Source organism: Streptomyces sp. NPDC051315, assembly GCF_044455165.1.
In the GTDB taxonomy this organism is placed as follows: domain Bacteria; phylum Actinomycetota; class Actinomycetes; order Streptomycetales; family Streptomycetaceae; genus Streptomyces.
Genome location: NZ_JBITEN010000010.1, coordinates 121,246 through 135,052 on the forward strand (window position 1 = coordinate 121,246; position 13,807 = coordinate 135,052).

13 protein-coding genes are annotated in these 13,807 nt (G+C 72.5%); 6 read left to right on the forward strand and 7 right to left on the reverse strand.

The window, feature by feature from the left end; translation table 11 throughout:
* Positions 1-55: 55 nt before the first annotated feature.
* On the reverse strand, positions 56-760 hold the full coding sequence (locus tag ACIBBD_RS20430; RefSeq protein WP_399420857.1) for a TetR/AcrR family transcriptional regulator: 705 nt from the start codon (positions 758-760) through the stop codon (positions 56-58).
* A 148-nt stretch (positions 761-908) separates the two neighbouring features.
* Here ACIBBD_RS20430 and ACIBBD_RS20435 point away from each other — a divergent pair, with 148 nt between their 5' ends.
* From ACIBBD_RS20435 to ACIBBD_RS20445, 3 genes are all read left to right on the forward strand, one after another.
* Complete coding sequence (locus ACIBBD_RS20435; RefSeq protein WP_399420858.1) at positions 909-2,060, forward strand: acyl-CoA dehydrogenase family protein; 1,152 nt, start codon at positions 909-911, stop codon at positions 2,058-2,060.
* 60 nt (positions 2,061-2,120) lie between these two features.
* Positions 2,121-2,408 carry a YiaA/YiaB family inner membrane protein gene (locus tag ACIBBD_RS20440; protein ID WP_391646607.1) on the forward strand — a complete coding sequence of 96 codons (288 nt, stop codon included), beginning with the start codon at positions 2,121-2,123 and terminating at the stop codon, positions 2,406-2,408.
* 117 nt (positions 2,409-2,525) lie between these two features.
* Positions 2,526-3,152, forward strand: coding sequence for a TetR/AcrR family transcriptional regulator (locus tag ACIBBD_RS20445; protein WP_399420860.1), 627 nt, complete (start codon positions 2,526-2,528; stop codon positions 3,150-3,152).
* Between the two features lie 21 nt (positions 3,153-3,173).
* Here the strand turns inward: ACIBBD_RS20445 and ACIBBD_RS20450 are convergent, their stop codons facing one another.
* Complete coding sequence (locus ACIBBD_RS20450; RefSeq protein WP_399420861.1) at positions 3,174-3,635, reverse strand: MaoC family dehydratase; 462 nt, start codon at positions 3,633-3,635, stop codon at positions 3,174-3,176.
* A gap of 116 nt (positions 3,636-3,751) precedes the next feature.
* Here ACIBBD_RS20450 and soxR point away from each other — a divergent pair, with 116 nt between their 5' ends.
* The gene (soxR, locus tag ACIBBD_RS20455) at positions 3,752-4,270 is read left to right on the forward strand and encodes a redox-sensitive transcriptional activator SoxR (RefSeq protein WP_399420862.1); all 519 of its coding nucleotides are present in this window, start codon (positions 3,752-3,754) and stop codon (positions 4,268-4,270) included.
* A 199-nt stretch (positions 4,271-4,469) separates the two neighbouring features.
* On the opposite strand, the gene ACIBBD_RS20460 is transcribed toward soxR, so the two are convergent.
* The gene (locus ACIBBD_RS20460; protein WP_399420863.1) at positions 4,470-5,537 is read right to left on the reverse strand and encodes an RNA ligase (ATP); all 1,068 of its coding nucleotides are present in this window, start codon (positions 5,535-5,537) and stop codon (positions 4,470-4,472) included.
* A gap of 152 nt (positions 5,538-5,689) precedes the next feature.
* Between ACIBBD_RS20460 and ACIBBD_RS20465 the strand changes: the two genes are divergently transcribed.
* Positions 5,690-6,421 (forward strand): hypothetical protein, encoded by a 732-nt coding sequence (locus ACIBBD_RS20465; RefSeq protein WP_399420864.1) that lies wholly within the window; start codon positions 5,690-5,692, stop codon positions 6,419-6,421.
* Here the strand turns inward: ACIBBD_RS20465 and ACIBBD_RS20470 are convergent.
* Both ACIBBD_RS20470 and ACIBBD_RS20475 read right to left on the reverse strand, forming a co-directional pair.
* Complete coding sequence (locus tag ACIBBD_RS20470) at positions 6,367-7,095, reverse strand: 3-keto-5-aminohexanoate cleavage protein (protein ID WP_399420865.1); 729 nt, start codon at positions 7,093-7,095, stop codon at positions 6,367-6,369. The genes ACIBBD_RS20465 and ACIBBD_RS20470 overlap by 55 nt on opposite strands.
* Positions 7,096-7,448: 353 nt before the next feature.
* A complete protein-coding gene (locus ACIBBD_RS20475; RefSeq protein WP_399420866.1) occupies positions 7,449-8,051 on the reverse strand; it encodes a hypothetical protein in 603 nt (200 codons plus the stop codon).
* 242 nt (positions 8,052-8,293) lie between these two features.
* Between ACIBBD_RS20475 and ACIBBD_RS20480 the strand changes: the two genes are divergently transcribed.
* A complete protein-coding gene (locus ACIBBD_RS20480) occupies positions 8,294-11,080 on the forward strand; it encodes a penicillin acylase family protein (protein ID WP_399420867.1) in 2,787 nt (928 codons plus the stop codon).
* Between the two features lie 25 nt (positions 11,081-11,105).
* Here the strand turns inward: ACIBBD_RS20480 and ACIBBD_RS20485 are convergent, their stop codons facing one another.
* Together ACIBBD_RS20485 and ACIBBD_RS20490 are read right to left on the reverse strand one after the other, a co-directional pair.
* Positions 11,106-12,425 (reverse strand): serine-threonine protein kinase, encoded by a 1,320-nt coding sequence (locus ACIBBD_RS20485; protein WP_399420868.1) that lies wholly within the window; start codon positions 12,423-12,425, stop codon positions 11,106-11,108.
* Between the two features lie 82 nt (positions 12,426-12,507).
* Positions 12,508-13,776 (reverse strand): exo-beta-N-acetylmuramidase NamZ domain-containing protein, encoded by a 1,269-nt coding sequence (locus tag ACIBBD_RS20490; protein WP_399420869.1) that lies wholly within the window; start codon positions 13,774-13,776, stop codon positions 12,508-12,510.
* Positions 13,777-13,807 lie beyond the last annotated feature (31 nt).

Here is a 13,807-nt window from a genome sequence, read left to right on the forward strand (position 1 = left end):
GGCGCGGACCGAACCGTCCCGGCGGGCCGTCCCGCGCACCCCGACGCGGGCCCTCTCACCCGTCCTGCACCGGCGGCGCCCCGGCCCGCCGCGCACCAGCGCCCCGACCCGCCACGCCCTGCGCGGGCCGCCTCACCTGCTCGTACTGCTGCGCCAGTCCGTCCAGCAGTGCCGCGAGCCCCGTCTCGAAGGCGCGCTCGTCGACCTTCTCCTGCTGTTCGGCGAGCAGATGGGCCTGGCCGAGGTGCGGGTAGTCGGCGGGGTCGTACGCGCTCGCGTCGCCCACGAAACCGCCCGCGAACGAGCCGAGGGCGGAGCCCATGATGAAGTACCGCATCAGCGCGCCGATCGAGGTGGCCTGCGCGGGCGGCCAGCCGGCGTCGACCATCGCCCCGTACACCGCGTCCGCGAGCCGCAGCGCGGCCGGGCGACGGCCGGGGCCGCGCGCGAGGACCGGGACGATGTTCGGGTGGTCGCGCAGGGCGGCCCGGTAGGAGACGGCCCAGTCGTGCAGCGCGGTCCGCCAGGGGCGGCCGTCCTCGAACATCGACAGGTCGACCTGGGCGCTCACCGAGTCGGCGACGGCCTCCAGGATCTCGTCCTTGGTCCGGAAGTGGTTGTACAGCGAGGGCCCGCTCACCCCCAGCTCGGCGGCGAGCCTGCGCGTCGACACCGCCGCCAGACCCTCCGCGTCCACGAGGGCGCGGGCCGTCTCGACGATGCGGTCGGTGCTCAGGAGGGGCTTGCGCGGTCGGGCCATGGCGCACATAGTAGGGCTGCGCCAGAGAAACTAGCAGTGCTAATTTAACGGGTGCCCAAGGAGTGCGGCGTCCGCGGTCCGCTCGGCCGTGCTCTTCGTTCCGCTTCGTTCTTCTTCGTTCTCTTCGTCTTCTGTGGGGTGACGCGTCATGCATCTGGGGCTCAGTGACGAGCAGGAGGCCGTGCGCCGGCTCGCCCGGGACTTCGTGGACCGCGAGATCACCCCGCACGCCGTCGCCTGGGACCGCGCCGAGGAGGTCGACCGGGGCATCGTCAAGAAGCTCGGGGAGATCGGCTTCCTCGGCCTGACGATCGACGAGGAGTACGGCGGCTCCGGCGGTGACCACCTCGCGTACTGCCTGGTCACCGAGGAACTGGGCCGCGGGGACTCGTCCGTGCGCGGCATCGTCTCGGTCTCCCTCGGCCTGGTCGCCAAGACCGTCGCGGCCTGGGGCGACGAGGAGCAGAAGCGGCGCTGGCTGCCGGGGCTCACCTCCGGCGCGTACGTCGGCTGCTTCGGCCTCACGGAGCCCGGCACCGGCTCCGACGCGGGCAACCTCTCCACCCGCGCGGTGCGCGACGGCGGAGACTACGTCCTGAACGGCACCAAGATGTTCATCACCAACGGCACCTGGGCCGACGTCGTCCTGCTGTTCGCCCGCTCCACCGACGCCCCCGGCCACAAGGGCGTCTCCGCCTTCCTGGTGCCGGCCGACACCCCCGGCCTGACCCGGCGCACCCTCCACGGCAAGCTCGGTCTGCGCGGCCAGGCCACCGCCGAGCTGGTCCTCGAGGACGTGCGGGTGCCCGCCTCCGCGCTGCTCGGCGAGGAGGGCAAGGGCTTCTCCGTCGCGATGTCGGCCCTCGCCAAGGGGCGGATGTCGGTCGCGGCGGGCTGTGTCGGCATAGCCCAGGCCGCCCTGGACGCGGCCGTGCGGTACGCGGGCGAGCGCGAGCAGTTCGGGAAGACCATCGCCCGTCACCAGCTCGTCCAGGAGCTGATCAGCGACATCGCGGTCGACGTGGACGCGGCCCGGCTGCTGACCTGGCGGGTCGCGGACCTGATCGACCGCGGGCTGCCGTTCGCCGTCGAGTCCTCCAAGGCCAAGCTCTTCGCCTCGGAGGCGGCCGTCCGTGCCGCGAACAACGCCCTCCAGGTTTTCGGGGGCTACGGCTACATCGACGAGTACCCGGCGGGCAAGCTGCTGCGGGACGCGCGCGTGATGACCCTCTACGAGGGCACCAGCCAGATCCAGAAGCTGGTCATCGGGCGGGCCCTGACGGGCGTCTCGGCCTTCTGAGTAGCCATCTGAGTACGTGCGCGGATGTGGTGCGGGCCACGTCCGCCGAGGCTTGGCCCCATGAGTGACACACCGGTCAAGCAGCAGAGTACGGCCGCGTTCTACGGCCAGGCCGTCGCCTCCTTCGCCATCGCGATGGCGGCCACCTCCGTCGGCATCTACCAGCTGAACACCGACGCCTGGGTGCGCGCCTTCCTCGCGATCGCCGTCCTGTACCTGGTGACGTCCGCCTTCACCCTGGCGAAGGTGATCCGGGACCGCCAGGAGGCCGGGCACATCGTGAGCCGCGTGGACCAGGCCCGCCTGGAGAAGCTGCTCGCCGAGCACGACCCGTTCGAGAAGCTCTGAGTCGATCCTCGGCCGGGCGGCCCGCCCCCCGTGCGGCCCGTGCCGACAGGCACTCTAAGCGGGCGCTCACCTTCGGCGGTATGGTGTAGCTCCTGTACCGAGAGGGGCGAACGAGCGATGAGTACGGCGGAGGAGACGGCCGGCGGCGAGATCGAGCCGTGGGAAGAGGTCACCCCTGACGCGGCCCGGCGACTGCTCGTCGCCGCCGTGGAGGCCTTCGCCGAGCGCGGCTACCACGCGACGACGACCCGCGACATCGCCGGCCGCGCGGGCATGAGCCCGGCCGCCCTCTACATCCACTACAAGACCAAGGAAGAACTGCTCCACCGCATCAGCCGCATCGGCCACGACCGTGCGCTGGACATCCTGCGCACGGCGGCCCGCGGCGAGGGCACCGCCGCCGAGCGGCTCGCCGACGCGGTGAGCTCCTTCGTCCGCTGGCACGCCGGGCGCCGCACCACCGCGCGGGTCGTGCAGTACGAGCTGGAGGCCCTGGGCCCGGACGCCCGCGCCGAGATCCTCGCGCTGCGCCGGCAGGTCGACGCGGAGGTGCGCGGGATCATCGAGGAGGGCGTGGCGAGCGGGGAGTTCCAGGTCCTGGACGTGCACGGGACGACCCTGGCCGTGCTGTCCCTCTGCATCGACGTGGCCCGCTGGTTCAACGTCGACGGTCCCCGCACGCCCGAGGAGGTCGGCGAGCTGTACGCCGACCTCGTGCTGCGGATGGTGGGCGCGGCGAAGTAGCCGTACCGCCGCTCGAAGGGCTCAGAGGTAGTAGCGGGACACGGACTCCGCGACGCACACCGGCTTGTCCCCGCCCTCGCGCTCCACGGTGAAGGCGATGGTGACCTGGATGCCGCCGGTGACGTCGTCGACGCCGGTGATCGTGGCGGTGGCGCGCAGGCGTGAGCCGACCGGGACGGGCGAGGGGAAGCGCACCTTGTTCGTCCCGTAGTTGACGCCCATCTTCACGCCCTCGACCGCGATGAGCTGCGGTCCGAAGAGCGGGAGCAGCGACAGGGTCAGGTATCCGTGCGCGATGGTGGTGCCGAACGGCCCCCCGGCGGCCTTCTCCGGATCGACGTGGATCCACTGGTGGTCACCGGTGGCCTCCGCGAAGAGATCGATCCGCTTCTGGTCGATCTCCAGCCAGTCCGTGTACCCCAGCTGCTCGCCCACCGCCGCCCTCAGGTCGTCGGCGGACGTGAAGATCCTCGGCTCTGCCATGTCTGCGGCCTCTCTCCGGTCACGAAGTGCCTCTAAGCGACTGCTTAGCATGCTAGGGACGGGGAGTCCTGTCAACGGACCGGGGTGCCCGGCCCGGGATGGGTAGGCTTCGAGGGGTGCCCCAGATCCCAGAGAAGATCCACGAACTCACGGTCGGCCAGCTCGCCGCCCGCAGCGGCGCCGCCGTCTCCGCCCTTCACTTCTACGAGTCCAAGGGCCTGATCAGCAGCCGGCGCACCCCGGGCAACCAGCGCCGCTACTCCCGCGACACACTCCGCCGCGTCGCCTTCGTCCGCGCCGCCCAACGGGTCGGCATCCCCCTCGCCACGATCCGCGAGGCCCTCGCCCAACTCCCCGAGGAACGCACCCCGACCCGCGAGGACTGGGCCCGCCTCTCCGAGACCTGGCGCGCCGAACTGGAAGAGCGCATCAAGCAGCTCAACCGGCTCCGCGACCACCTCACCGACTGCATCGGCTGCGGCTGCCTCTCCCTCGACACCTGCATCCTCTCCAACCCGGACGACACCTTCGGCGAACGCCAGTCGGGCTCCCGCCTGTTGGTGGAACGCAAGCCGCAGAGCCGGACCGGCACCCGTCCGGGGCCGGAACCACGCCCCGCGGACCGCTACTCCTGAATCCGCCCCCTCTCGCCCTCGGGCCACGGGCTCACGGGCCCGCGCGAGCCGGGCATCAGCCCGTCGAAAGGCGTGCGCGCCGCCCGGGGTGACGGGGTCCCCTGCACCGCGCCGCCCGGGGTGAGGGAGTTTCCCCTGCACCGCGCGCCCGGGGTGGAGGGGGCCCCTCCACCGGTTCCCCTCCACCCCGGGCCACCGCCTACTCGTACTCCGTCCCGCCCTTGCGCGTCAGATAGGCGGGGCTCACCGCCTTCGCGATCGCCCGCCCCCCGGTCACCGCGCTGTACCGCTCCACGGCGGGCCGTATCACCACGCCCTCCCGCAGATGCAGCTCGCGCCCGGACACCGTCTCCCGTCCGCTCGCCAGCTCCAGCACCCGCGCCGCGTCGTACGGCCCCTCGAACAGCCTCGGCACCAGCAGAAGTTCACCCCGCAGTACCTCCGCCGCGTCCAGCCACCGCACCGCGCCCCCGATCTCCGCGGAGACGTCGAAGACGGCGTAGCCGAGGGTGTCCCGGCGCCCGTCGGCGCCGTACGTCAGGTCCTGCACCCCGGCCCCGTACACCTCACCGAAGATGCCGACCCGCCGCGCGCCGAGCCGCTCGGCGACCCGCGCCGCCACCTCCGCGACACCGTGTCCGCCGACGGCCCGCCAGTACAGGTTCCGCGCATCCTCCTTCAGCGCCAGCGACTTCGCGCCGAAGCCCTTCGAGGAGACGTACACCCGCCCCTCGTCGGCGACGTACGTCAGCAGGCACGCCGACCCGTGCAGCTTCTCGGTCAGCACCACCGGCTCGCCGGGCGCGAAGATGCCCGGATAGCGCTGGATGTTCTCGATGTCGACCCACGGCAGCAGATCGGGCGCCGCCTCGACCTCCCCGCTCATCGTCGGCGGGATCGGCGGCACCCACTTCGTGATGCCGAGCCGCTCCGCGAAGTCGGTCCCCTCCGCCGCCGCCCGCACGAGGTCGACGTCCGCCAGGGCCTTCGGCCGGCACACGATCCCCTGGGACAGCTCGCCCCGCAACCGCACCGCCTTGACCCGGTCCGCGTGGCCGCCCGCCAGCCGCCCGGTCAGCCCCAGCTCCTCGATCAGCCCGGCCGGGAGCACCGCCTGCTCGGGGATGTAGACCGCGGCCTCACCGGTGCGGTAGGCGCCCTTGGCGACGACGGCCCGGTACAGACCGACCTGGGCCAGTTCGAGGGCGTCGGCGTTGGGGTGTTCATGGACGGTCAGCACTTCGGCGGTGACGCGCAGCGTCGACATGCGGGGCTCCTTCAGGACCTCAGGGATGTCTCATCGCCCCCCACTGTCCGGACGGGAAAGAGGTGGAGCGACCCGATTAGCGGCTGATAACGTCACGCTCTTCGGCCGGTGGCCCCGCCGCCGCGCACCGGAGTCCTGACGGGACGATGCCCATGCCCAGCCCCGGCCTCGCCGCCGCGCTCGCGGACCTCGACACCGTCTTCAACGGCTTCGCCAGCCCGGACGAGACCCCGTGCCCGCTCTGTCATCTCCCCGAGGAGACGGCGTATCTGCGCACGCCGTACACCCGGATCCCCGTCGACGTGGTGAACCGGTACCTCTACGAGGCGCCGGGCCACTTCGCGGACCACGCCGCCGCGATGCGCCGCCTGCCGCCGCAGGGCGCACGGGTGATGGTGGAGGGCGGGCTGCACGGTGTCGGCTGGGGCCGGCACGGGCTGTCGAACGTCGACTGGCGGACCTGGCCCGCCGAGCAGGCCGCCGCCGTCGAGGCGTTCGTGCTCGCCTGGTGGGAGGAGGTCCTCACGGCGCCTGAACCGCCGTACCCGGCGCACCACATCGTCGAGACGTGCGCGATGATCCTGCGCGGCCTCACCCCGCTCCTCGAGCGGTGGCGGCCGGGCCCGGCCGCCGACGCGCATCTCCTGACCTGCGTGGACTGGTGGATGGACGACCTGCTCATCGACAAGTCGCCGTTCAGCTGGTTCGTCCACGGCAGCGAGACCGCCCTGCCCGAGCTGCGCGCCTGGCTCTCGCGGCACGCCCCCGCCCGGCTGCGCGCCCTGGGTGAGACCGATCTCGCGATCCGCGCCGGACTCCTCGCCCTGCCCTACGACGACCGCTGGGCGCACCCGTACTGGTACAGCGCCTCCGCCACCAACTGAGCGTTGGACCCGGCCCGTCGTCCGTCCGGCAGGAGCAGGGTGTCCTCCAGGCCGATCCGGGTCGCCAGGCCCAGCCGCCCCGCCAGCCGCAGCACGGGCCAGGTGCCCCCGTCCTCACCGTGCAGCAGCACGGGCCGGCCCTGCGCGGAGCCGAGGCCGGCGAGCAGCGCCCGCGCCGACTCCTCCGCCGTGTCCCCGCCCCTGTCCGTCACCTCCGCCAGCACCCGCAGCACCTTCGGCGCGTACGGCGAGACGGCGAAGCGGGCGGCCCCGTCCGTCCCCGACCAGATGCCCGCCTCCACCCCCACCCCGAGGTCGAGCAGGGCGGCGGCGAGTTCCTCCGCGCCGGGCTCGTGCCAGTTGACCGAGGCGTGATCGGGCAGGACGGTCCACGCGCGCACCCGTGCCACACGGGCCGCCGGGTCGGGCTCGGCCCAGGCGCCTGTGGTCACCCCGACCGGCACCGCCACCCGCGCCCGTATCGCCTCCAGCGTCGCCGCGACCACGCGCGGCGAGAGCGTGTCCCGCCCGCACGGTGTCCTGGGATGGACATGGATCTCCGTGGCCCCCGCCGCGACGGCCTCCGCCGCCGCCCGGGCCAACGCGTCCGGTGACAGCGGCACCACCGCCCCGTCGGCGGCCGTCCGCGTCCCGTTCAGACAGACCTGGACCATGACCCGATGGTGGCACCCCCCACTGACAACGGCCCCGCCACCGGACGCACCAGGCACAACGGCACCGCGCCGTGACGGAACGGCACGTGGCCACGGCGGGACAACACCGCACCACGGCGCGACAACACCGCACCACGGCGCAAAGGCACCGCGCCTACGGCGCGACAACGTCCGGCCACGGCGAAACGGCACCTGGCCACGGCGTGAAGGCACCGCGCCACGGTGGAACGGCCCCTGGCCACGGCGCGAAACTCCGCACTCACAGGGAACGACTCCGCGCTCACGCGGAACAACACCGCGCTCACGCGGCGAAACAGGGGGTGCGGCATCCCCGGCGCACCCCCGTCGTACTCTCAGGCCGACATCAACAGCTGTCCGCGCCGGGCGTACGCCAGCGCCTCCGGCGTGAGCACGGGCCGCGGTACGAGTATCCCGCAGTCCACGCAGACCGGACCCGCCGACGGCTCGTGGTCCAGGTCGTACTTCCAGACCAGCCGCTCCCCGGCGCACACCGGGCAGCCGGAGCCGGGCTCGCGCTCCAGCGCGGCGATCAGCCGGCGCAGTACCTCGGCCAGCGGCTCACGGGGGTGGACCCGCGGGTCGTCGCACCACGCCACGCCGAAGCCTCCCCAGGTCAGCCGGTGCCAGTCGTCCACACTGCCCGGCCTGCGCAGCCCGTCGTGCTTCTCCTTCCTGCGGCGCTCGGCGAACTCGACCTCGTAGGCCAGCCACACCGCGCGCGCCTCCTCCAGCTCGTCCAACGCGGCCACGAGCCGCGCCGGGTCGGGGGAGCGGTCCTCGGGGCCGAACCCGGCCCGCGAGCAGAGATGGTCCCAGGTAGCCCTGTGCCCGTAGGGGGCGAACCGCTCAAGGCACTTGCGCAGTGAGTACCGCCGCAGCGCCAGATCGCACCGCGGGTCGCGTACCTGTCTCGCCAGACTCCGGAAACCGGCCATCGCCTTGCACCTCCGTCACATCTGCACCTGTACTTCGGTCACTTCGGCGTCATCGCGCGGACTTCGCACGACGTCGCCGAATAGACGTATCGACACGCGATTCGGCTCCCTTCGGCTCCATCCGATGTCCGATGCCGTCCATAAGCCGGATGAGGCGACTCCCAAAAGTGACGCATGTTCATCTTCAATCCCGGGGATACCGGCGGTAACCTTCCGGCCACCCCCGTCGCTAGGAGTTGCCGATGCCACGGCGAACCCCACGCACCGCTCCCGACGAACTGAGAACTCCCGGCAGATTCCCCGGGTTCCTGAAGAGCGCATCCGTATGCGCCCTGATTGCCGGTCTTTTGACGCCACTTTCCCAAGGGGCGGCCGCGGCCGAGGTCACAGCGGTGAACGACTACTGCGGCAACCAGTGCTCCGACATCCTGCCGCCCGGCCAGAACGGCAACGCGACCCTCGCCCAGATCCTGCTGAACCAGGCCTTCGGCACCCAGCCCGCGCACGCCGCGGACCAGCTCGGCCCCTACGCCAACCTCGCCAAGGGCTATTCCACGCTCACCCACTCCACCCTCAACACCTTCTTCAACGACGCGTCGTTCGGGGTTCCCGCGGATCAAGTCGCCTCCACCGTGAAGCCCGCCGGCCGCGGCGACGTCACGATCGTCCGCGACAAGAAGACGGGCGTCCCGCACATCACCGGTACCACCAGGTACGGCACCGAGTTCGGCGCCGGCTATGCGGCGGCCGAGGACCGGCTGTGGCTCATGGACGTCTTCCGGCACGTCGGCCGGGGACAACTCACCTCCTTCGCGGGTGGCGCGGCATCGAACCAGGGCCTGGAACAGCAGTTCTGGCGCAACGCGCCGTACACCGAGGCCGACCTCCAGGCCCAGATCGACAGCGCCGTCGCCACCAACGGCGCCCGCGGACAGCAGGCGCTGGCCGACGCCGACGCCTACCTCGACGGCATCAACGCCTACATCGACGCCTCCGACAGCGGCCGCTACTTCCCCGGTGAATACGTCCTGACCGGCCACAAGGACTCAATCACCAACGCGGGGACCATAGAACACTTCAAGATCACCGACCTGGTGGCGCTGGCCTCCGTGGTCGGCGCCCTCTTCGGCTCCGGCGGGGGCGGCGAGGTCAACAACGCGATCTCCCTGCTGGCCGCGCAGGAGAAGTACGGCGTCGAGGAGGGCACCAGGGTCTGGGAGTCCTTCCGCGAGCGCAACGACCCCGAGGCCGTCATGACCCTCCACGACGGCCAGAGCTTCCCCTACGCCGTCCGGCCCGAGAACCCGCAGGGCCGGGCGCTGCCCGACCCGGGCTCGGTGGTCGCGGAGCAACTGGTCTTCGACCGCACCGGCAGCGCGGCCACCGCCTCCGCGACGACCGCCTCCGCCACGGCCGCCACCGCCGCCGTCAGCTCCGCGAGGCGCGGCATGTCCAATGCCCTCGTCGTCAGCGGCGACCACACCGCCGGCGGCCACCCGATCGCCGTCTTCGGCCCGCAGACCGGCTACTTCGCCCCGCAGCTGCTGCTGCTCCAGGAACTCCAGGGCCCGGGCATCAGCGCCCGCGGAGCCTCCTTCGCGGGCCTGAGCATGTACGTCGAGCTCGGCCGCGGCCAGGACTACGCGTGGAGCGCCACCACCTCCGGCCAGGACGTCATCGACACCTACGCGGTCGAGCTGTGCCAGGACGACCACCACTACCTGTACCGCGGCACCTGCACGGCGATGGAGAAGGTCGAGCAGAAGAACGCCTGGAAGCCGACGACCGCCGACGGCACCGCGGCCGGCTCCTACACGATGCGGGCCTGGCGCACGAAGTACGGTCCCGTCGAGTACCGCGCGACGGTCGGCGGCAAGAAGGTCGCCTACACCACGCTGCGCTCCTCCTTCCTGCACGAGGTCGACTCCATCATCGGCTTCCAGATGCTGAACGACCCGGACCACGTCAAGGGCCCGGAGACCTTCCAGAGCGCGGTGCAGCACGTCAACTACACCTTCAACTGGTTCTACGCCGACTCCGAACACACCGCCTACTACAACAGCGGCGACAACCCGGTCCGCGCGACCGGCGTCGACGCCGAGTTCCCGGTGTGGGCGCAGCCGGCGTACGAGTGGCGGAACTGGGAGCCGGCGACGAACACCGCCGCGTACACGCCGGCGTCGGCGCACCCCCACTCCATCGACCAGGACTACTACATCTCCTGGAACAACAAGCAGGCCAAGGACTACACGGCCGCGCCCTGGGGCAACGGGTCCGTGCACCGCGGCAACCTCCTCGAGACCCGGGTGCGGAAGCTGGTCCAGGCCGGCGGCGTGACCCGGGCCGCGCTGGTGAAGGCGATGGCGGACGCGGCCCTCGCCGACCTGCGCGCCGAGGACGTCCTGCCCGACCTGCTGAAGGTGATCAACAGCTCGCCGGTCACCGACACCACCGCCGCGTCCGCGGTGAGCAGGCTCCAGGCCTGGCTGACCGCGGGCGGCAGACGCACCGAGACCACGGCCGGTTCGAAGACGTACGCGAACGCCGACGCGATCCGCATCCTCGACGCCTGGTGGCCGCTGCTGGTGAAGGCCCAGTTCGAACCCGGCCTCGGCAGCGCGCTGTACACCGCCTTCACCGCCAACCTGCCCGTCGACGAGTCCCCGTCCGCCGCCCACGGGCCGACCGGCGCGCATGCCGGAAGCGCCTTCCAGTACGGCTGGTGGAGCTATGTCGACAAGGACATCCGCGCGGTGCTGGGCGAGCCGGTGCAGGGACCGCTGGCACGGACGTACTGCGGCGGCGGCAGCCTCAGCGCCTGCCGGGACGTTCTGATCACCACGCTGAGGGAGGCGGCCGGCAAGACCGCGGCCCAGGTCTACCCCGGGGACGACCTGTGCGCGGCGGGCAACCAGTGGTGCGCCGACTCGATCGTCCACCGCACCCTCGGCGGCATCAAGCACGGCGCCATCAGCTGGCAGAACCGGCCCACCTACCAGCAGGTCGTGGAGTTCACCTCACACCGGTGAGCCCGCGCCGCGGCGGGCCGGCTCCTCAGCGGACGCGGCCCGCCGCGAGCACCACCCGCGCCAGTTCGGGGTGCACGATGTCGCTGTGCGCCCCGGACGGGGCCCCGCCCCGCCGGACCACCGCCGCCGCGTCGACGTTCACGCACCCCGACGTGGGCAGCGGGCGGGCCAGCGCCTCGGCGAGCGTGCACGCGCGCGTACCGGGCACCGCCTGCACGCCGTCGTAGCCCAGCGCCCCCCACTTCGCGCCCAGCAACCTGCCGACCCCGAACGCCTCGGTCAGACCCCGGGCGTCGCCCGCCATCCGGGAGGCCAGCGGGTACATCGTGCCCAGCGCCGAGTCGTGCCGGGAGTGACAGCACACCAGCGGCCCGTCGACGCGGTTCTGCTGGCCCTGCAGCACGCCTCCCGCGCGCGGGTCGTGCGGCAGCCGGGCGGCGAACGCGTAGTGCGAGAAGGCCGCCTGGAGCAGCGTCACCGACTTCACCGCGCGCACCCCCTCGGGCAGCCCGCGCAGCGCGAACGACACCAGCCGGCCGCCGAAGCTGTGCCCCACCAGATGCACCCGCACCCGCGGCACCGCGCCCGCCAGCCGGCCGACCAGCGGCCCGAGCCCCCGCTCACCGACCGTGCCGGCCCGCCGCTTCATGGCGTAGTACGTCGCCTGCCGCAGCAGCTCGTGCGCGCCGTCCCAGGGATTCGGCAACCCGACCCCGGCCACCTGCCGCGGGTCCTCGAGGCGGGCCAGCGCCCCCGCGAACTCCTCGCACACCTCCGCCGCGGACCCCGAGAACATCCGCGGATCGTCCTGCGGCACCCCCTCCGCCACCGTGTCCGCCGCGAACAGCGCCTGCGGGCCCGGTGGCACCACGTCCACCAGCAGCCGTACCAGCCGCCGGAACTCCTCCAGTTCGGCCTCCTCGGACGGCCGCTGCTCCAGCATGCGCGCGATCTGCTCGACCACCGTGGCCCGGCCCGGGAACGTCTCCAACAGCGCGTGCCGCGTGTCCTCGTCGAGCGCCGGACGCCGGGCCGGTCCGGCCGCCACGGACCGCGGCAGATCGGGGACCGGCTCGTCCGAGAACCGCATCGACGGCCACACGATCCCCACGTACCCGATCCTCGCCGCCGGGACGAGGCCGGGGACCGGCGCGAAGAATCGGCTGTAGAGCCGAGTCGCGCCCGAGCGGTCGTTGTTCCAGCCGTGCGCGAAGAGGACCAGGTCCCGCACCCCGCGCCGGGCCACTCCGGCCAGCAGCCGGTCCCGCTGCGCGCCGTCGACGTCCCCGTCGGCGTCGAAGGTCACCTCCCAGTAGGGAGTCACGCTCATCGCCGGATCCGCCATCACAGGCCCCCTGTCCCCCGCAGTCGTGCGCCGAGTGGGCGCATCGTCCTGCGGACGGCGGGAGTTGACCAGACGTCACGGCTCATTCGTACAGCAGGTACTCCCGCCGTACCCGCCCGAACGCGGCCAGTTCCTCCCGCCAGCCCGCCACGACCTCGTCCACGTTCGCGCCCGCGTCGATCGCCGTGCGCACCCGCGCGGAGCCCGTGAGCCTGTCGATCCAGTGGTCGGAGCGCCAGGCGAAACCGCTCCAGACCCGCTTGGCGGTCACCAGGAGGGCCACACCGGTGCGGACGGGGTCGTAGGCGTCCCGGTCGTGGACATGGATCTGCACCCCGCCGACGGTCCTCCCCCGGAACTTCGAGAAGGCCGGCGCGAAGTACGCCTCCCTGGCGTGCGCGCCCGGCAGCCCGAGACCGTTGACGGCGGCCGCCCACCGCCCGTCGATGCCCTCCGCGCCGAGGAGTTCGAACGGCCGGGTGGTGCCCCGCCCCTCCGACAGGTTCGTGCCCTCGAGGAGACAGGTCCCCGCGTACACCAGGGCGGTGTCGGGCGTCGGCATGTTCGGACTCGCCGGCACCCACGGCAGCCCCGTGGCGTCGTACCACTGCGACCGCCGCCACCCGGTCATCCGTACGACGTCCAGCTCCACCGGCGCGGCCAGGAACTCCCCGTTGAACAGCCGGGCCAGCTCCGCGACCGTCATCCCGTGTGCCTGTGCGACCGGCTGCCGCCCGACGAAGCTCGCGAACTCCCGGTGCAGCACCGGCCCCGAGGCCGCCCGCCCGGTCACCGGATTCGGCCGGTCCAGCACCACGAACCGCTTGCCGGCCAGCCGCGCCGCCTCCATGCAGTCGTACAGCGTCCAGACGTACGTGTAGAAGCGGGCGCCCACGTCCTGGATGTCGAAGACGACCGTGTCGACGCCGGCCGCGGTGAAGACGTTCGCGAGCGGCTGACCGCGCTTGAGGTACGTGTCGTGGACGGGCAGCCCGGTCGCCGGGTCGTCGTGGCGGCCCTCGGAACCGCCCGCCTGCGCGGTGCCCCGGAAGCCGTGCTCGGGGCCGAGGACGGCGACGAGGTTCACCCGGTCGTCGGCGTGCATCACGTCGACGACGTGGCGTACGTCCCGGGTGACGCCGGTGGGGTTGGTCACGATGCCGACGCGTGCTCCGTCGAGGAGGGCGTATCCGTCGTCGGCGAGCCGCTCGAAGCCGGTGCGCAGGCGGCCGCGGTCCTCGGCGGCGGAGGGGGAGGCGGTGGAGGGGGAGGCGGTGGAGGGGGAGGCGGTGCAGGCGGGGAGGGGCGCGACGGCTGTGGCCGCGAGCAGGGCTCGTCTGGACAGGCGCATGAGGGGATGTGTGCCGCGATGACCCTTCCCT

Excerpts from the sequence above, each read along its gene's own strand:
- ACIBBD_RS20430 (WP_399420857.1), bottom strand. The coding sequence starts at position 760 with ATGGCCCGACCGCGCAAGCCCCTCCTGAGCACCGACCGCATCGTCGAG.
- ACIBBD_RS20435 (WP_399420858.1), top strand. The coding sequence starts at position 909 with ATGCATCTGGGGCTCAGTGACGAGCAGGAGGCCGTGCGCCGGCTCGCC.
- ACIBBD_RS20440 (WP_391646607.1), top strand. The coding sequence starts at position 2,121 with ATGAGTGACACACCGGTCAAGCAGCAGAGTACGGCCGCGTTCTACGGC.
- ACIBBD_RS20445 (WP_399420860.1), top strand. The coding sequence starts at position 2,526 with ATGAGTACGGCGGAGGAGACGGCCGGCGGCGAGATCGAGCCGTGGGAA.
- ACIBBD_RS20450 (WP_399420861.1), bottom strand. The coding sequence starts at position 3,635 with ATGGCAGAGCCGAGGATCTTCACGTCCGCCGACGACCTGAGGGCGGCG.
- ACIBBD_RS20460 (WP_399420863.1), bottom strand. The coding sequence starts at position 5,537 with ATGTCGACGCTGCGCGTCACCGCCGAAGTGCTGACCGTCCATGAACAC.
- ACIBBD_RS20465 (WP_399420864.1), top strand. The coding sequence starts at position 5,690 with ATGCCCAGCCCCGGCCTCGCCGCCGCGCTCGCGGACCTCGACACCGTC.
- ACIBBD_RS20470 (WP_399420865.1), bottom strand. The coding sequence starts at position 7,095 with ATGGTCCAGGTCTGTCTGAACGGGACGCGGACGGCCGCCGACGGGGCG.
- ACIBBD_RS20475 (WP_399420866.1), bottom strand. The coding sequence starts at position 8,051 with ATGGCCGGTTTCCGGAGTCTGGCGAGACAGGTACGCGACCCGCGGTGC.
- ACIBBD_RS20480 (WP_399420867.1), top strand. The coding sequence starts at position 8,294 with ATGCCACGGCGAACCCCACGCACCGCTCCCGACGAACTGAGAACTCCC.
- ACIBBD_RS20485 (WP_399420868.1), bottom strand. The coding sequence starts at position 12,425 with ATGGCGGATCCGGCGATGAGCGTGACTCCCTACTGGGAGGTGACCTTC.
- ACIBBD_RS20490 (WP_399420869.1), bottom strand. The coding sequence starts at position 13,776 with ATGCGCCTGTCCAGACGAGCCCTGCTCGCGGCCACAGCCGTCGCGCCC.